Here is an 18327-nt window from a genome sequence, read left to right as displayed (position 1 = left end):
TCTTACTAGTCACATAAGGTATATATCTGTTTAGGATGTAATAATACAGTGGCGTCAAGGTGATCGAAACGAAGAGTCATCCCTGGATACCTAGCTTAACGGAGGAGTCGGTTAAAAAGATGCTTGAAGTAATAGGCGTTGGAAGCGTAAGCGAGCTCTTCAAGGATATTCCTTCAGAAATATTGCTCGGCGAAGACTCCTGGAACAAGCTGGAGATAGGGCTGGGTAGGCCTCTCTCCGAGATAGAGGTAAAGGAGCTGGTGGAAGAGAAGCTGTCCAGGAACAAGGTGTTCAATCCACCGCCCTTCATGGGGGGAGGCGTGTACCCGCACTACGTCCCCCCAGTCGTCAGATACATTATCTCCAGGGGGGAGTTCCTTACAGCATACACACCGTACCAGGCTGAGATCTCGCAGGGCCTGATGCAGGCTCTCTTCGAGTACCAGAGCATGATGGCCGAGTTACTTGAGATGGACATTGTTAATGCCTCAATGTATGACTGGGCTTCCTCCATAGCTGAAGCAGCCCTAATGGCCTTCAGGGTTAGAAAGGGGAGGAGAAAGATCCTCTTGCCGGGAAACATGAATCCACTACATAGGAGGGTCGTTGAAACATATGTCAAACCACAGGGATTAATGATTGAGACTATTCCCTTCGACAGGGAGCTTGGCACAGTGGATGCTGAGGCCGTTAAATCAATGGTGGATGGCGATACGGCCGCTGTATACGTGCAATACCCTAACTTCTTCGGCATAATAGAGGACAATGTTAAAGCCATAGGTGAAATAGCCCATGAGAAGGGAGCGTTATTCATAACAGGGGTGTACCCGGTTGCACTTGGACTGCTTAAACCCCCGGGTGAGCTGGGCGCAGATATAGCGGTTGGGGACGGGCAGTCACTCGGGTTAGGCATGAACTATGGTGGCCCCCACCTGGGTATATTTGCCGTGAGATACGATATGAACCTGGTTAGGCAGATGCCGGGGAGGATAATAGGCTTAACAACAACCATTGATGGAAGTAGCAAGGCATTCGCAATGGTATGGCAGGCTAGGGAGCAGCACATTAGGAGGGAGAAGGCTACCTCAAACATCTGCACGAACGAGGCGTTGATGGCTGTGGCTTCAGCAGTATACATGGCTCTCCTAGGCAAGACTGGTTTGAGGCGGTTGGCTGAGCTAGTATACTATAGGGCGCACTATGCTTCAAGCAGGATGAGCGATATAGGTTTGACACGTGTATTCAAGGGCGAGTTCTTCAACGAGTTCCCAGTATCCTTCAACAACATCGGTGTCAAGTACTCGGCGGTGCATGAGAAGCTACTGGAGCACGGTATACATGGAGGATTATACATTGGAAGCTATTATCCCGAGCTCGGCGAGGTAGCACTCTATGCTTTCACAGAGCTACACTCTGTCAAAGCCATAGATAGGCTCATTGAAACCCTCAAGAAGGCAATAGAGGAGGTGAGAGGGAGATGAAGGGGTTCAGGCAGGCCAGTAACAGGGAGCCATTGATATTCGAGCTGGGCGGTAAAGGCAGAACCGGCATCGCGATCCCGGAGCCCGAGGAGGAGGTCAAGAGACGTGTCGGCAGGGTAGAAATACCCTCTGAAATGAGGAGGGACAGGGAGCCAGGGCTCCCCGAGCTAAGCGAGGTGGAGGTTGTAAGGCACTTCACGAACCTCTCTCAAGCAGCGTTTGGAGTGGACAACGGCCCCGTCCCCCTCGGTTCCTGCACTATGAAGTATAATCCAAGGATAGCATGGGAGATAGCTGGCGATCCCAGAATAACTAATCTACACCCGTTGCAGGATGAAAGAACGGTTCAAGGCCTCCTCGAGATGCTGTTCGAGCTACAGAAGTGGCTCGCCAACATAACCGGGATGGATACATGTATTCTCCACCCGGCGGCAGGAGCCCATGGAGAGCTCGCCGGTGTATTAACCATCAGAAGATATCACGAGGTCAAAGGCCAGATAGATAGGAAAACCGAGATAGTTATACCGGATAGTGCGCATGGAACGAACCCAGCCAGCGCCGCCATGGCTGGCTTCAGAGTCGTCGAAGTACCTTCGGCAGAAGACGGTAACGTGGACATGGAGGCCCTGAAATCCATTGTTGGGGATTCAACCGCAGGGTTAATGATAACGAACCCGAGTACTCTCGGACTCTTCGAAGAACACATAACTGATATAGCAAGATTGCTCCACGAGCATGATGCCCTGCTTTACTACGATGGCGCCAACCTCAATGGGATAATGGGGTATGCAAGGCCTGGAGACATGGGCTTCGATATAGCACATATAAACATACACAAGACGTTCGGGGCTCCACATGGAGGCGGGGGACCGGGCGCCGGGCCAGTGTGTATAAAGGATAGAGTGGTCGACAAGGAGAAGGGTGTGAGGCTATCAGACCTGGCCCCAGGCTACCGGGTGATATACGATGAGGACACCGGGCTCTACAGGGTTAAGGGGCCTGGTGAGCACAGTGCCGGCTTGTTGAAAGCGTTCCTAGGCAACATCACGCCGCTGATATGGGGGTATGTATATATTCTGAGCATGGGTCCCCAGGGATTGAGGAAGGCCACCGAGCACGCCGTGCTGATAACGAACTACTTCATGAAGCTCATGGAGAATGTTAAAGGCTACACTATACCCTACGGTAAAGGACGCTTCAGAAAGCATGAGGTTGTGTTGAGTGCGCAACCAATGGCAGAGGAGATCGGCGTGACAGCGGAAGACGTTGCCAAGGGGCTGCTGGACGCAGGCTTCTACGCGCCCACCATATACTTCCCGCTGATAGTTAAGGAGGCCCTGATGGTGGAGTTCACGGAGTCTGAGACACCTGAGAACGTGGAGAAGTACGTGGAGAGACTCAAGGAGATAAGTAGGATAGCCTACAGCAACCCCAGTGAGCCTAAGACATGGCCAAGGAACACCAGTGTTGGAAGAGTCGACGTGGTTAAAGCTAATCACCCCAAGCATGTTACCCCAACTTGGAGGATCCATGTGAAAAGGCTGAGGGGAGAGATATAGTGAGATATGATGTAGTCGTAGTGGGCTCCGGCACTGGAGGCTACCCTGCCGCAGTATACCTGGCTGGAAAAGGATTGAAAGTAGCGGTCGTAGAGGAGCACTTAATAGGAGGGGAGTGCACTAACTACGGTTGCGTCCCCAGCAAGGCGTTCTATCAGATAGCTGAGGCTATCAGAAGCATTGGGAAGGTAGGGGGCGAAGCATCGGTTAAATGGGGAAGCCTGGTTGACTGGGTTAAAAGCATGGTCAAGGAGAGCCGGGAGGGGATACAAGGATTATTCGAGTCCCACGGAGTCAACGTGTTAAACGGTAAGGCAGTGTTGAAGACGCCGCACGAGATAGTTGTTGAGGAAGGCTCAGGGAAAGCGGTGATTGAGGCCGGCAAAGTGCTCCTAGCCCCTGGCTCCAACCCGTCTACCGTGCCCGGCGTAGTGTTCGATGGAATAGGCGTGTTAAGCAATAGGGAAGCCCTATACATGCAGGAGAAGCCTGAGAGCATGTTGATAATAGGTGGTGGAGTAATAGGTGTTGAGTTGGCGAACGCCTTCTCCTCGCTAGGTATAAGTATAACCCTTGTGGAGCTAATGGATCACATCCTGCCCTCGATGGATAGGGACATAGCACAAGCATTGAAAACTCATCTATCTTCTAGAGGTGTCAAGATACTTGAGAAAACAAGCACTAGATCCATCAGTAGGATTGGAGACAGATATGTTGCCGAGTTATCGAACGGTGAAAGACTCGAGGTCGACAAGGTGCTTGTTGCAACAGGAAGGACTCCGAGAACCAGCGGTATAGGACTAGTGGAGAACGGTGTTCAACTAGACCGGAGAGGCTTCATAAAGATAAACGAGAGGCAGGAGACCACGGTACCAGCGGTGTACGCTGCCGGAGACGCTGTAGGAGGGCCTCTACTAGCTCATAAAGCCATACTTGAAAGCATATCTGCAGCCAAGTGGATGGCCGGCGAGGAGGGCTTCCGCATAGATTACCGGGCTATACCTGTGACAATATTCACAGGTCTCGAAGTAGCATCCATAGGCTACAGCGAGAAGGAACTCACCAGCATAGGTGTGAAATACGTTAAGGTGAGGATCCCTGCATACTACCTCTCAGCCGTGAAGATAAAGGGCGGTAAGCAGTCCTTCATAAAGGTATTACTTGATGAAAGACTGGAGAAAGTGCTTGGAATACATGTAGTAGCCCCAAACGCCTCAGAGGTTATCTCAGCCTATATTCCACTCTACTTAGGGAAGCTGTGCTTCAGGGAAGCCGCGAGAACACCGTATCCGCACCTCACAGTGTCGGAGTCCCTCAGGGATCTAGCTGAGTACATTCTCGGCGAACCTGTACACCTGTTGAGAAAATGAGTAGGCCTCCCCTCTATCCATTTTTCCCTTGCACACCCTCCAGCATCATGGCGTCAATCCTTAATCCGTTATAACTGAGAGCCTCGCCCTTTAGGGCGGGGAGGAGGTCGGATTCCTACTTCTCGACGCCTGTATGATGCCCCACAGGAGTAGGAGCGTGATCACAGCGCCGATAACCATTGATACCAGCAATAATACATCGTGGTGCTCGCCTACACCGAAGCACAGTGGTATGAAGAACACTATGATACACCCCCCAGCCGAGATACTGGCCCCGCTACTGCTCAGCAATGCCTCAAGGACGGCTACGATTCCCCCGGTGATCAAGAGGATTACGCCGATGGCTATCAAGAGTAAGGAGAGCCTCAAGGCCTAAGCACCTCACCCCAGTATTAGAGGTACCAGGAAGAGTGCCAGGGCCACTAGCGATAGAGCTATCGCAAGGATCACGAGGGTTTTCCCAGTTTCCTCATCGCTGCCAACCACTATCGGTATAGGCCCCACCACCACGACAAAACCTCCCCTGAACTCCCTGCCTCCCTCCCGTCTTCCCACAGCCTCCTCTAAAACCAGGAGGATTACGCCGGCTGCGAGGAGAACCAGCCCTGTGAGAAGCATGAGCAGGGCCATCATGCTGGGTCAACCATGTGGAAGGTATTGGTAGCTAACCCTAATAAAGCTCTTTAACCGGCTTCAACCTCGATGCATCAGCCTCCTTCTCAGGGTGAGGCCCTCGTGAAGCATCAGTAATGACGATGAGAGGGATACTGCAATGAGCATCAGCCTCTCACTCGAGTACCCTTGGATATACATGGAGATAGCTCCACCTATGGACATCCCCAGGTAGAGGAGTGAGTAGAGTATCAGCCTCGGGATAACCCTGTATCCCACTCTGATAAACCCTTCTATGTTCAAGGAGCCCTTAGCCACATATCCCTCAAGGTTCTTCACGACATATCCCTTCTCAACCAGCTTCCTAAGGTTATAGTGTACCGTGCTCACAGGCAGGTTTACCTCCCTAGCTATCTCGCGGAGACCCATTGGTCTACGTTTCTCAACTAGGTAGACATAGATCCTCAGCTCGGTCTCGCTTAGGTCACTACTCATTAAAACAGCCTCCCGACCACTATACTCATCTGGAACAGTTAGTCTTAAATCTTGAAGTGTTCAACGGGTTGAACAAGTCGTTCAATGATTTGAGATAAATCGGATGCAGGCGAAATAATTCAGCGGTGAGTGAAATGCATGCCTTAACACGCTCGTTCGCAGCGTTGTCCGTGCTAGCGGTGGTAGCAGGGATACTATTATCGCTGACATTCACAAGTATGCAATGGACCGGCAGGAATACCACCCCGTCCTCAACCAGCGGGATCCCCGTAGAGATAAGTGTCCCGCCTCCTAGCACCGGTCAGAGACACGGCTACACTAGTGTGGCATCAATCCTGGAGTTGTTTGCAAGGAGGCTTGAGGCGCTGAGGGTTTCGCTAAGCATCTCCACAGGTGTGCCGAGAACAATAACCCCGATAATCGTCGGGGGCTTACCCTTACTGGAGAAGTCTCGCTCACAGCCTTCACCACAGTATTACTCGGGGACGAATGTGCAGGTGGAGGGAGTCGACGAAGAAGACGTGGTTAAGAACGATGAAAGATACATATATGTTGCAACCGGTGGAGAAGTAAGGGTGTTCGACACTGTTTCAAAGAAAACAGTCTCCAGGATACTGCTCCCCGAGAACTACCAGGTTCACGGCCTCTACCTTGATAAAGGATACCTAGTCGTGATAGCGGGGAGCCGTGGAGTCCTCCAGAGCATAACCTTACTCTACACTGGTATAGCTTTGCAGCACGGTAGCACACTCGTAGTAGTTTACAATGTGAGCAACCCCTCAACACCTATTGAAGTCGGGAGGGCGGTGATATCCGGTATCTTCACCGGTTCCAGGCTCTCCAGTGGCATACTCTATGTTGTTTCATCGTCGTCAGCGTACATCATCGGTGAGAATGGATCCATAAAACCATTCATCCCAAGTATCAATGGTGAACCTGTTGAAGACATCTTGATACCCGAAGGACTTACGCTGCCATTGTACATGGTCACCGTCTACTCGCTTAACCTCACCTCAATGGACTCATCGAACCTGACGGTGGTCACAGGCAGCGTTGACTGGATATACATGTCGCGTGAACGATTATACATTGCATCAAAATACCCTGTATACATGGTGCTGGACGTGTTCTTCCAGGAGGCATTGGTGAACGCGTCAATAATGTCAGGGGCTTTCCCGGAGGATGTTCTACGTGATGTTTCATCATACGCGAGTAGAGGTGACTACAACTCTGCGTATAGGAGGATAGTGGAGTACCTGAACTCGCGCAGCATGGAGGAAGCCAGCAAGCTGATTGACGAAGTAAACAGGGTTCTCAGCGACCTAATACCCCGCGTCGAGGATTCCACAGTCTTCTACATGGTGGACGTCAATGGGACGAGCCTCGCTTTCAGGGGATCCATCAAGGTCAAAGGGCTGATACTAGACCAGTTCGCAATGGAGGAGATGAATCTAGATGGGAGAAGACTATTTATCACGGCCACCACTCTGACAACAGCTTTCTTCAAGGCTTACTACACCCGCTACCAGCCGCCCATGGTGGTTGGCGATGCATCAAACCTCCAGGTGAATGTCGTCGAGTGCGTTGAATCAAGATGCGTAACAATACCGGTGTTCCTCAATGCTTCAAGGATGATTCAGCAACCCGTTGCATGGGGCCTCTGGTACATGTTAACGGGGTCCGACACCAGCAACCTCGTAGCCGTAGTGGATCTAAGCGTGAATAAAACAGTAGCGGTGCTGAGCGACCTGGCTCCCGGTGAGAGAATATACGCGGCTAGACTAGTCAAGAACATGTTCTACCTGGTGACCTACAGGAGGATTGACCCATTGTATGCAATAGACCTCTCGAACCCTGAGAACCCCAGGGTGCTCGGCTACTTGAAGACCCCGGGTTTCAGCGAGTACCTGCACCCGGTGAGCGGTGACAGGCTTCTCGGGATCGGGCTCGGTGGAAACGGGGGGCTTAAGATAAGCCTGTTCGATGTTTCCAGGCCCGAGGAACCCAGGGAGAGTGCATACATAGAGCTACCTGGATGGAGCCCAGTGTTCTCGGATCACCATGCCTTCACATGGGATCCCCTGAGAGGGAACGCGTATATTCCATACTCATACACTACCAGTGGAGTCCTAGTCGTCAAGGTGGGTGACTCATCGCTACACCTAGTGAAGATACTGCAGCATCCAGGAGCCATCAGAGCCGTCTACATAGGGGGAAGCATATACACTGTCTCATGGAGTTCTATAGCCGAGTGGAGTGCCGATACTATGCAACTCATAGGGGAGTATAAGCTCGGCTGAATTCATGTTACCATGTAGTTTTTAACAACTAAAAACCCTTGTGTACTCTTTAAGCATGCTTCGAGGGATAGGTTTCCTTGACCAGTGTGAGCGTTGCAGCAGAACCAGCGATTGCTACAAGCAGGTTAACGAGTATCGAGGCCAACGGGTTCAGCACCGTGCATATTGTTTGAAGCACGGCTATGCCCATGAAGAGTATTATGTTGAAGAATGCGACAGCCGTGCCAGACACCGCCGGGTCATATGGCTCCTTAGCCATGGTTGCAGCTATCACATGTAGTCCCTGTGAGAGACCTAGGAGACCAAGGGACACCAGTAGCAGCCCTGTACTATCCATGTAGCTTGAGAGGAACATTAGAAGCCATGATGCCACAGCTACGAGAGTAGCGGCCAGGAGGAAGGGCCGCCTCTTTTTCAGCTTATCGCTTAAATACCCTGTTGGGATAGAACTCGCCACGAAGACCATGGCCAGCAGCATCAGGTAGAGACTGACTGCGTCTTTTCCAAGCGAGAACACCCTAGCTAAGTGTATCTGGCCCCACGCTGATTGATAAGCGAGCCCCGTCCCATACGATGCTACAGCAGCTAATCCAACGCCCCATACATGGGGGCTTCCCGCTATATCCTTCAACATTGCAACCTGCCTGAGGAGGGAGCCGTTGCCTCCCCCGTTCCCGTTGTCCGGCGATATCATGTACACTGATGCGGCAAGCATGAATGCTAAGGCGGCTAGCGCCAGGAACGTCATGGATATTCCCGCGGTATTCAACATGAGCCTCAACGGGTAAGTTGCTAGAACAGTGCTCACGCCTCCAGCGAATAACGCGTAGGATGAGAGCCTACCCTGCGAACCCGGGCCGAATCCCAGGGAAGATGACCTCATGTATGAGAGGAACGCTACGGTGGCCGACACACCTATAAGGGTGCGGCCAACTATGAGTGAAACCGGGTTAGGCAAGCTCATCACAAGCGTGGCAACGCCTAGCAGGGTGAGCATGACTCCTCCAACCCGTCTAACCCCGTAGTGGTCTATCAGGGGACCCATGAACACCTGGCTTACAGCGTAGGCGTAGAAGTACGCTGAGGACATTACCGCCAGGAGGAGGTTAGCGTCAACACCATAGTATCTTGCATAGTGATCAACCTCCGGCTTCATGACACCCGTCATCGTTCTATGGAAGTATACAAGTATGTATGCAACCAGTAATACGAGTACGGTAGCTACATACCTCCTAGACCCCTTCATAAGCATCCCCGGGTTGATTAAATATAGTCAGAGTTTTTAACCCGTGTCCCTCCAGCCATCTCCCCGTCCTAAACGGGAAAACCACTTTAGTGCGGGGAGGAAGTAAGATCCGTAATTCAACTGCTTCAGGCAAGGCCTTCAGTTGTAGGCGACTAAAAACCCGTTAAGATGTTCCGGAGCTGTAGAGCCAGCATGCTACATAGTGGTCTTTCTCAACTTCTACAAGGGGCGGACTCTCCCTTCTACAGACGTCCTTGACAAGAAACAAGCCTCGCCCTTTAGGGCGGGGTAAGGCTTAAAGACTCCTGAATACTTCGAAGTGTTATTGAGGAACAGTGGATGAGAGAGTGAGAAGGACTAATGTGGTTAAACTCGTCGTAGATAAAGAGACGCACGAGAAGCTCGTGGGACTCGGTATCGCTACCGCGAAATGCTGGAACGAGGTGAACTGGTTAAGAATGCGGCAGTTTAAGAGGGGGGAGAGGGTCGATTTCACCGGAACGGAGAGGGAGGTGTACCGAAAGTATAGGGACGCGTTGAAGGTTAACGCACAGCAAGTCGCTAGGAAGAACGCCGAGGACTGGAGGAGCTTCTTCTCCTTGATTGGAGAGAAGAAGGAGGGAAAATTGTCGAGGTGGTTTAAACCTAGGCCTCCGGGGTACTGGAAGGATGGGAGCGGAAGATACAAACTAACGGTCATCATTAGAAACGACCGTTACAAGGTGGACGAGGAAAAGAGGACTATCTATTTAAAAGACTTCAACCTCTCTCTGAGGTTTAAGGGAAAACTCAAGTGGCACGGAAAACAGGGCAGACTGGAGATAATATACAACGAAGCTAGAAAAAGCTGGTACGCTCATATCCCCGTGGAAGTTGAAGGTACCACCGAAGCCGGGGGCGACCTTAGAGCTTCCGTGGATCTGGGGATTGTCAACCTAGCCACCGTCTACGTTGAGGACGGTGACTGGTACATTTTCAAGGGCGGTAGCGTTCTTTCGCAGTATGAGTACTACGGCAAGAGGATAAGCAGGGTTCAGAAGATTCTATCTAGGCACGGGCAAAGGAGGGGTAGAAGGCTTGCCTTGCTCTACGACAAGAGGAGGAGGTTTCTGAGGCACGCCTTGAACAGCATGGTTAGGAGGATAATGGAGGAGCTAAAGGGGAGGGAAGTGGGTGAAATCATCGTAGGTTATCCTGAGGGGATTTCTAGGAGTCGAGGCAACAAGCTCACGGTAAACTTCTGGAGCTATGATTACGTTATCAGGCGTTTCGAGGAGATCGGGGAGGAATTGGGAATTAAGGTTGTTAAGGTTAACGAGGCTCACACATCTAAGACTTGCTCCCTATGCGGGGAAGCCCACGATAATGGGCGTGTTAAGCGTGGTTTGTTCAAGTGTCCCCGCATGGGGAGGGTTATAAACGCGGACTTGAATGCCGCAATAAACATCCTACATATCCCCGAGTCCCAAGGAACCGGGAGTAGAGGGCAACTCCCGGAGAGGGATAGGGGTAACGGGCTGAAGACCCAGCCCGTGGTCTACCGCTGGACGAATGGAGCGGGGTGGCTGAAAGCCACCAGCTATGAAGTAGTGAGAATGAAGGCGGTAAACCACAAACCCGTGATCCACCCTAAGGGGACCCTCGCCCCTTTAGGGCGGGGAGGAGGTCAGGGCCATCCTGTTGCTCGTATACTTCACAACGGATATATCATGGGATATGAAGAGATATGTGAGCCCGAATCTCTTCTGGAGATCTCGCAGTAGCTCAAGTACCTGTGCCTGCACGGAAACATCTAGTGCCGAGGTAGGCTCGTTAAGGTTAAAAGCATGCTAACACAATATAGTTTCAATGTCTCTTATCACTCTATGGGTTAGTGGGATCATGTCTTCCATGAAGGGTGTTCTGGTAGCGGTTATCCTGGCATCCCTAGTCGCCTATATGATTGGCTCACTGTACCCGGTTCCAGTGGGGATCCCAGGTATCACCACGGGGTCTCCGGGTGCTGCAGCGTCAACCGTGACGACAACTGTTACGGAGACCATGTGGAAGACCACAACCTACACGAATACCTTGACCAGTATAGCTTTCCAGACGCTTGTCTCAACGACCACTGTGACGACAACCCTCACGGAGTACTCTGTTTCAACGATAATCCTTGCCGAGGGCCCGGGGTTAACCAGAGTAGAGGTTGTGATACCCTCATTTAGGCAGGCTGACAGCGGTGGCGAGCTGATGTTGGCTGGACGCTACCTCGCTTTAAGGTATGCCTCGTGGAGGCCCTTCATAGCGGTATGTGAGGCTAATACAAACACCACCTGTATGTATCTCACGCCCTTCCAGGTGAAGGGGCCAGCTGTCTACGCTAAGCTGCTCTCCTACGACGGGTTCTACTATACTGAGCTCTATGATGTGGCCGAGGTAGTGGCCGGGATATCATCAATGGGGATGGCGAAGCCGATCCTGCTTTTCAAGGCTGCTGATGGATGGAGTTGCAGCCTGACTGCTTCATCGCAGTCAGCGGTGACTATTGCAAACTGCTCACGGGTATCTCTGAACGTGGGGCCTGCTAAAGGTATGAGCATGATCGAGGCAGTGGTAAGGTATGTTAACTCTACATCGATAAGCTATGTTTCAAGTATTCTCTACCAGTCCGGCTCAGAGCCCAGCCTACCTAATGCTACATGGAGGGTTTTACAGTGGCTTGATGAGAACGCGTCTTACGACTATGATAAAGCAGCATCCAACTCAACCTACATCTACGACCCGATAACATTCGCCACGCTGAAAAAAGGGATATGCACGGATTACGCTTTATTCACGGCGACGGCACTAGTGAACATTAGCTGGGACGTCTACATCCTCGTGTTCAACACAACGAACGGTGGGCATGCGGTGGCAGGCGTCGTGGTGAATGGTGGTTTCTTCATACTGGATCAACACTTGCCGCCAGTGGAGGTTGACGACTACTTCAGGGACCTGGAGTCCTTTATAGGTGGATCGTTGAACAGCGACATATTCCTTCACAGAATATGGTTGGAGAACGGTTCTCTCAGGCTCTTAATGACCCGTGTATCCCTGGGCGACTTGGCGAGATTATACCCGGACACTAACCCGGCGGATGGCTTAACACAGGCCTTCGCTTCAGAGCTCGTCAACGTGTTCAAGGCTCTCGGCAGGTATAATCCGGGAGCAGGGTCCCAGGTATGCGTGGACTTCACGTGGCCGGGGTTCAAGTACTATAGTGACGCCCTAGCTAAACAGTATGCTGTTTACGTGGCTGAGAAAGTGCTTCAGCAGGGTGGTAGCATCATTGTATCGAGTGTGGCATTGACAGATCAATACACGGTTCACATATGCTACAGGTAGATGGCCTGCATGACTCCAGGATCTCTCAAAGATTGTATTGCCCCAGCTTCAACAATATCTTCTCAGCGAGCCCGCCGGGCTCCTTTGCGAAAACATATAGCCCGTGGGGCTCGTACTCTATTTCCCTACAGTTGAAGCCGGAGACTTTATCAGCCTTCACAACCTTCCCGTATAAGTATTCCTCAGCTTTCCTCACGCAGATAACGTATTCGGCATCCCTGCCCGACACCAGGAAGAAGACATATGGGCCCTGTTCCTCTGAGACAACCCTGGAAAAATACTTGCTTAACTCCTCGTGAAGCAGCCTCCTCAACCCTTATACCTCGTAGAGGCTGCTTCTCACAGGCTGGGGGATGGCTTCCTCCTCGACCACGACGGCGTGTACCGGTGGAATCCTTGTCTTAGAGCCTGTCACAATGTACCTCGTTGGATTACTCGCATCTACTCCTTCACCCTGCTTCTTTCCAAACCTAACGTTGAGCACGCGTACCTTAACATACCAGCCGTCGCTCCTCTTGACGTAGATGTATTTACCGTGCTTCAAACCCATGGCTGGCACCCGTTACAGTCTACTCCAGCTCCACGTATATATGTATCCTAATATAAAGTTTACAGTGAAGCCTACTAGGACTCCTACAGCTTGGCCAAGCCAGAATGGTGTGCCAAGGTAGATGGGCATCACTGTAGCGAAGAAGACCTGGCTCATCCAGCTTGCAATACTCGCCAAATGGTATTTAATGAGCCTCACCAGCCTCCCCTTGCTTGAAAGCCCTGCATCCTTGAACGTCCACTCCTCGTGAAGCGTGAAGTTCCAGAGGACACTGGCTTCGAAGCCTGCAGTGGACGCTATAGGGTTCGCTATCAGCGGGTTACCCTGCAGCAGCCTGTGTGAGAGCTCGGCTACGGCCAGGTTCACCGCGACCCCTGAGGCGCCGACCGCAATGAATCTCGCAACCCTGTTCACCTCGGATAAGGGGAGTGCGAGGATCCTTGGGAGTCTCTGACTGTACAGCTTCAGCTTTACTCCTCCGTCACGCTCCATGAAGAGGTTCCTGTGGCCCTCGGATTCACATGGAGGGGCATCGTCCTCCCTGCTCGTCGTGAACCCTATGACGGCCTTGCCCATGCAGAAGTAGGCCGGGATCCCGAGTAGCTTGAATGCAATCCTATCGATAACCCCTGTATCCAGCAGTAACACTACGTTGGCTTCACCTGGTTCAAGGGTGTTCGCTAGGTCTTCAAGCCCCTTCAACACATATAGTTTCAAACCATTCTTTTCAAGCACCTTGACGTACACGGGTTTCAATTGCCGCACACCGCTGTATGCAGGGATAAATATCCTGGGACAACTATTTTTAACCTGGTATCTGGCGGCGGTAGCAATGGATGAGTGGGGCAGCCTCGTTAACTCAATACTGAGCTGTAAGAGATGCAGGCTCAGCGAGCACAGGAAGAACCCGGTGCCAGGGGAGGGGGACACGAATAGCAGGGTGATGCTTGTCGGCGAGGCACCTGGTGAAAGGGAGGATGAAACCGGGAGGCCATTCGTCGGTGCGGCAGGCAAGCTCCTCACTGAGCTCATAGAGTCAATAGGGTTTAAGCGTGAGAGCCTCTACATAACCAATGTAGTCAAGTGCAGGCCGCCGAACAATAGGGACCCCGAGGACGATGAGATAAAGGCCTGCCTACCATACCTGTTGAAGCAGATAGAGCTGCTTAAGCCGAGGGTGATAGTGGCGCTCGGGAGGCATGCTGCTAGAACACTCTTCGAGCTAGGGGGCCTTAAATGGGTGAATATGAGCAGTATGCATGGAAAAGCCTTCAACGCGGTCATCAACGGGGTTCACACTGTTATAATACCGACATTCCACCCGGCTGCAGCCCTCTACAATCCTGGTTTAAAGGATGAGCTTAGAAAAGACTTTGAAGGAGTGATAAGGAAGCATATCGAGGAGGCCTTCAAGGCTTCCTCGACCAGTAGGAAGGGTAGGACTATACTTGACTTCCTAGGCGACTCCAGTAGACAGGGCTAGCTACGGGTGCTGGCTCACCAGGTCTACATGCCCCGGTCTTCCTCCTCGAAAACGGGCTTTCAACATGATCAGGGAGCCAGTGGCTACCAGTACCAGTGATGCGTAGGCCACGATGTTCCTAATGCTCATCCATGAATACATATAGGTGTTCTCCCCGCTCCGTTTCAAAGCCTCTGCCAGGAAGAGGTACGTGTAGAGCCTGGAGCACTCCTTGAGAATCAGGCTCGCTGAGTAAGTGTTGTTCCCGGTTGCCATGACACCGGCTTCAACGAGTTCAGCTAGTGCAAGACTGCTTGGAAGCGGTGTCCAACCCTCCCGGCCCGCTTGGCTGAGGGCGGCGAGGAGGCTTGCATACGTATCGAGGAGGGCTGCGTATGCATCGTGATCCACATGGATAGGGAGCACTCGCGGGAGCCCGGTGAGCGAGTAGAACTGTGAGGCGATGTCTTGGAATAGTGAGACATAGTATGCAAGCCTTCCTACACCGTCTTCTACCCATGTGTCACCAGTCAATATTATGCTGGAGTTCGTTAGGTCATCTAGGTAGGCGACGTGTACCTCCAGTGCTTCTTTAAGGCTGTCTATAAGCCCCTCTACACTGCTTAAACCCACGGGTATCCCGCAGGGGTGTCTTGTCGAATTAGTGATCCTTAACCATTCGAGGGCTGTCAGGGATCTAGCATACAAGTAGCTGGCCTCCGGTACTAGGTCCTCTAGGCGTTGAGTGCCTGAGAGCTCCCTCTGGAGGACCTGTATCCCTCGGTCAACTTCAATTATCCTCTCATAAGTTAACACGAGGGAGTCGAGGAGGCATAAGTCCACGCTTCCCTGAGAGGAAATCTCCCTGCTGAGCTCGGCCATGCCACTCCTCACTCTATTGATGGTTTCATTGCTCTCCGCAAGGAGCCTGGAGAGTTCTCCTCGAAGTAGCTGGGGGCTGTACGTGCTCACATAGTGGAGGTATGAGGCTAGGATACTGTGGAGGCTGGCGAACGCCATTGATGCGGCTGCATAGTACAGCCTCGCCGAGTATGCTTCAAGAGACCTCTCATGGTAGAGTCTCGCAGTTACACGGTACTCATCGCTCCAGGAGACCGGTAGCCTCTCATCAAGCGACTCGTAGAGACCGGTGAAGTAGTTGTAGGATTCATTGAAGCCTGCGAGCATGGAGCTGTTTAATGCGTGCATTACGGGAGACCACTCAACCCGGCTAACCAAGTCGACTCCCGTGAACGCGTGGTAGGCGTCGAGAAGCGTGAGCGATGGATAGTAAAGCGGGGAATCAACCGGGGCAACTGATGAGGCTACAACCCTCGTCAAGCCGGCTTCAGCGGCTGCACTCAGCTTTGCTTCAAGCCCGCCTACAGCACCAACCACGCCGCCCGGAGCTATTATACCTGTGGCAGTGTAGGAGGAGTTAACCCGGTCTCCACGTAGCAGTGCCGTAAACACTAGCGTGAACAACAGGGTTGCACTAGGCCCCTCTAGTTTAACCGGGTTCCTCAACGTGATGTACACGTCGATCACGCCTGGATCAACACCGGTTAACACTGAGGCATACCATAGTGCAAGCCTCATCGAGTTAACGGTGTCCCCGGCTACGCTGCCCTCCCCTCTAGTTCTCAAGACCCCGGTGCCCGGGTAGATTATCGTGGCAGCCACATCTATCGTTAACCCCTCCCCCTTCTCGCCTACTGCGAGTAGCTTGAAGCCGGCTTCCCTAACCCAGTGTTCGACACCGACACTTATCAGGGGGCTTCCCAGGGAGATTATCAGGGCGGCAAGTATGAGGAGCACGGCAAGCCTATGGCGGTTTATCAGCGTAACACTGATCAATCATAGCCCTCCGGCTCATAATTGCCGGGTTATCATCACCTGAATAGCGATATGTGTAGCGGGGTTGAAAAACCTGGTGTACTAGGCCCTGCTTAAACCCCGGCTTTCAACACGTGACCCCCACTCACCTTTATAACACAGTATGTGTAAAGTCATTAATTGGACGGTGTAATCCATGAGTAGTAGGCAGGCAGACATGCCTGTGGGGCTCCTCGCCGATGTCTTCGAGCGCATAGAGGCAATAACCTCTAGAACCCAGATGACTGCACTACTAGTCGGCTTATTCAAGCAAACGCCCCCAGAAATCATAGACAGGGTTGTCTACCTGATTCAGGGCAGGCTGTGGCCCGACTGGAAAGGGCTCCCTGAGATAGGTGTCGGCGAGAAGCTGCTCGTGAAAGCCATTGCCCTGGCCACCGGTGTCACAGAGGCCAGTGTAGAAGGGCTTTCAAAGAGCCTCGGCGACCTGGGTAAGGCGGCTGAGCAATTGAAGTCTAAGAGCACTGGTAGATCCCAGGGCGTCACACTGCTGAGCTACACGCAGCAGAGAACCGAGCTAACAGTCAACAGGGTGTATGAGACGCTGGTGAGGGTGGCAATGGCCCAGGGCGAGGGGAGCAAGGATATAAAGATAAGGTTGCTGGCCGGCTTACTCAAGGAGGCCTCGCCCAAGGAAGCCAAGTTCATAGTGAGGTTTGTTGAGGGGCGTCTACGGGTCGGTATAGGTGAGGCAACGATCATGGATGCGCTTGCAACAATCTACGGGGGCGGGGTAGCGGCGAGGCCGTTGATCGAGAGGGCGTATAATCTAAGAGCAGACCTGGGCGAGGTAGCAAAGATACTTGCTTCGAAAGGCCTGGAGGCTGTGAAGGAAGTGAGGCCTGAGGTTGGGACACCGATACGCCCCATGCTAGCTGAGAGACTGAGTGATCCAGGGGAGATCCTTGAGAAGGTTGGAGGAGACGCATTCATCGAGTACAAGTATGATGGTGAGAGAGCCCAGATACATAAGAAGGGCGACAAGGTGTGGATATTTTCAAGAAGGCTTGAAAACATAACTCAGCAATACCCCGATGTAGTCGAGCTCGCCAGAAACCATTTGAAGGCTGACGAAGCAATAGTTGAGGGAGAAATCGTCGCATACGACCCGGAGACAGGTGAGTTGAAGCCCTTCCAGGAGCTCATGCATAGGAAGAGGAAGCATGATATTCACTCAGCGATCAAGGAGTACCCTGTGAAAGTATTTCTCTTCGACCTCCTGTACCTTAATGGACACGACTACACTGTGGAAACCCTCCCGGTCAGGAGAAGCAAGCTCGAGGAGGTAGTGGATAAAGTAGAGGAGTTCACAATAGCCGAGTACATAAGGACCAACAAGGTGGATGAGCTGGAGAAGTTCTTCTTAAAGGCTATAAGCGAGGGAGCCGAGGGAGTCATGGTGAAAGCTCTCCACGGGGACTCAATATACCAGGCTGGCACAAGAGGCTGGCTATGGATCAAGTTTAAACGCGACTACAGGAGTGAAATGGTTGACACAGTGGATCTAGTCGTGGTAGGCGCCTTCCACGGGAAGGGGAGGAGAGGAGGGAAATACGGGGCCCTGCTCATGGCTGCATACAACGATGAGAAAGACGTATTTGAAACAGTGTGTAAAGTCGGGTCAGGCTTCAAGGACGAAGACCTCGACAAGCTCCCCGAGATATTGAAGCCGTATATGAGGGACAGGAGGCATCCACGCGTGGTAGCCAACATGGAGCCCGATGTATGGGTTGAGCCTGCATTGGTCGCGGAGATAATAGGTGCCGAGCTAACGCTTTCACCAGTGCACACATGTGCCTACGGCAAGGTGAAGAGCGATGCAGGCATATCGATAAGGTTCCCCAGGTTCATACGGTGGAGACCCGATAAGAGTCCCGAGGATGCTACGACGAGCAACGAGCTAGTGGAGATGTATCAGCAGCAATTGAAGAAGATAACGGGTGAAACCAAGCCAAGCGAGGAAGCCTAAGCCGCCCTAACCAAGTAACCA

General features: G+C 52.2%; 16 protein-coding genes. 8 read left to right on the top strand and 8 right to left on the bottom strand.

The annotated features are described in order from the left end of the window. Window positions 1-59 precede the first annotated feature (59 nt). From gcvPA to lpdA, 3 genes are read left to right on the top strand one after another with little or no spacing between them, the layout of a single operon-like run. Window positions 60-1481 carry an aminomethyl-transferring glycine dehydrogenase subunit GcvPA gene (gcvPA, locus tag DESMU_RS03450; protein WP_013562208.1) on the top strand — a complete coding sequence of 474 codons (1422 nt, stop codon included), beginning with the start codon at window positions 60-62 and terminating at the stop codon, window positions 1479-1481. Further along, on the top strand, window positions 1478-3040 hold the full coding sequence (gcvPB, locus tag DESMU_RS03445; RefSeq protein WP_013562207.1) for an aminomethyl-transferring glycine dehydrogenase subunit GcvPB: 1563 nt from the start codon (window positions 1478-1480) through the stop codon (window positions 3038-3040). The genes gcvPA and gcvPB overlap by 4 nt, the downstream gene beginning before the upstream one ends. Further along, the gene (lpdA, locus tag DESMU_RS03440) at window positions 3001-4410 is read left to right on the top strand and encodes a dihydrolipoyl dehydrogenase (protein ID WP_013562206.1); all 1410 of its coding nucleotides are present in this window, start codon (window positions 3001-3003) and stop codon (window positions 4408-4410) included. The genes gcvPB and lpdA overlap by 40 nt, the downstream gene beginning before the upstream one ends. Before the next feature lie 90 nt (window positions 4411-4500). On the opposite strand, the gene DESMU_RS03435 is transcribed toward lpdA, so the two are convergent. Genes DESMU_RS03435 through DESMU_RS03425 form a run of 3 tightly spaced genes read right to left on the bottom strand, consistent with a single transcriptional unit; the run spans window position 4501 to window position 5517 of the window. Then, window positions 4501-4779, bottom strand: coding sequence for a hypothetical protein (locus tag DESMU_RS03435; protein WP_013562205.1), 279 nt, complete (start codon window positions 4777-4779; stop codon window positions 4501-4503). A gap of 12 nt (window positions 4780-4791) precedes the next feature. Further along, window positions 4792-5043 carry a TIGR00304 family membrane protein gene (locus DESMU_RS03430; RefSeq protein ID WP_013562204.1) on the bottom strand — a complete coding sequence of 84 codons (252 nt, stop codon included), beginning with the start codon at window positions 5041-5043 and terminating at the stop codon, window positions 4792-4794. Window positions 5044-5103: 60 nt separating this feature from the next. Then, window positions 5104-5517 (bottom strand): helix-turn-helix domain-containing protein, encoded by a 414-nt coding sequence (locus tag DESMU_RS03425; RefSeq protein ID WP_013562203.1) that lies wholly within the window; start codon window positions 5515-5517, stop codon window positions 5104-5106. 134 nt (window positions 5518-5651) lie between these two features. Between DESMU_RS03425 and DESMU_RS03420 the strand changes: the two genes are divergently transcribed. Continuing rightward, the gene (locus DESMU_RS03420; protein WP_013562202.1) at window positions 5652-7817 is read left to right on the top strand and encodes a beta-propeller domain-containing protein; all 2166 of its coding nucleotides are present in this window, start codon (window positions 5652-5654) and stop codon (window positions 7815-7817) included. A 49-nt stretch (window positions 7818-7866) separates the two neighbouring features. On the opposite strand, the gene DESMU_RS03415 is transcribed toward DESMU_RS03420, so the two are convergent. After that, a complete protein-coding gene (locus DESMU_RS03415) occupies window positions 7867-9069 on the bottom strand; it encodes an MFS transporter (RefSeq protein ID WP_013562201.1) in 1203 nt (400 codons plus the stop codon). Window positions 9070-9410: 341 nt separating this feature from the next. On the opposite strand from DESMU_RS03415, the gene DESMU_RS03410 reads away from it, so the two are divergent. After that, complete coding sequence (locus DESMU_RS03410) at window positions 9411-10826, top strand: RNA-guided endonuclease InsQ/TnpB family protein (RefSeq protein ID WP_013562200.1); 1416 nt, start codon at window positions 9411-9413, stop codon at window positions 10824-10826. Between the two features lie 118 nt (window positions 10827-10944). Further along, the gene (locus DESMU_RS03405; RefSeq protein ID WP_013562199.1) at window positions 10945-12429 is read left to right on the top strand and encodes a transglutaminase-like domain-containing protein; all 1485 of its coding nucleotides are present in this window, start codon (window positions 10945-10947) and stop codon (window positions 12427-12429) included. Window positions 12430-12454: 25 nt separating this feature from the next. Here the strand turns inward: DESMU_RS03405 and DESMU_RS03400 are convergent, their stop codons facing one another. Genes DESMU_RS03400 through DESMU_RS03390 form a run of 3 tightly spaced genes read right to left on the bottom strand, consistent with a single transcriptional unit; the run spans window position 12455 to window position 13726 of the window. After that, entirely contained in the window at window positions 12455-12742 is a 288-nt protein-coding gene (locus DESMU_RS03400; protein WP_013562198.1) for a hypothetical protein, read from the bottom strand. Between the two features lie 3 nt (window positions 12743-12745). Next, the gene (locus DESMU_RS03395) at window positions 12746-12979 is read right to left on the bottom strand and encodes a DUF5622 domain-containing protein (RefSeq protein WP_013562197.1); all 234 of its coding nucleotides are present in this window, start codon (window positions 12977-12979) and stop codon (window positions 12746-12748) included. 12 nt (window positions 12980-12991) lie between these two features. After that, window positions 12992-13726, bottom strand: coding sequence for a GtrA family protein (locus DESMU_RS03390; RefSeq protein WP_148222858.1), 735 nt, complete (start codon window positions 13724-13726; stop codon window positions 12992-12994). Window positions 13727-13811: 85 nt separating this feature from the next. Between DESMU_RS03390 and udg the strand changes: the two genes are divergently transcribed. Continuing rightward, entirely contained in the window at window positions 13812-14462 is a 651-nt protein-coding gene (gene udg, locus DESMU_RS03385; protein ID WP_013562195.1) for a type-4 uracil-DNA glycosylase, read from the top strand. Here udg and DESMU_RS03380 read toward each other — a convergent pair whose 3' ends face one another. Further along, entirely contained in the window at window positions 14463-16298 is a 1836-nt protein-coding gene (locus tag DESMU_RS03380) for a S16 family serine protease (RefSeq protein ID WP_013562194.1), read from the bottom strand. A 175-nt stretch (window positions 16299-16473) separates the two neighbouring features. Here DESMU_RS03380 and DESMU_RS03375 point away from each other — a divergent pair, with 175 nt between their 5' ends. Beyond that, on the top strand, window positions 16474-18306 hold the full coding sequence (locus DESMU_RS03375) for an ATP-dependent DNA ligase (RefSeq protein ID WP_013562193.1): 1833 nt from the start codon (window positions 16474-16476) through the stop codon (window positions 18304-18306). Window positions 18307-18327: the final 21 nt, after the last annotated feature.

The sequence above is a fragment of the Desulfurococcus mucosus DSM 2162 genome (assembly GCF_000186365.1).
Taxonomy (GTDB): Archaea; Thermoproteota; Thermoprotei_A; order Sulfolobales; family Desulfurococcaceae; genus Desulfurococcus; species Desulfurococcus mucosus.
Note: the sequence above shows the minus strand (reverse complement) of the source record. Positions and strands in the feature narration are given on the sequence as shown.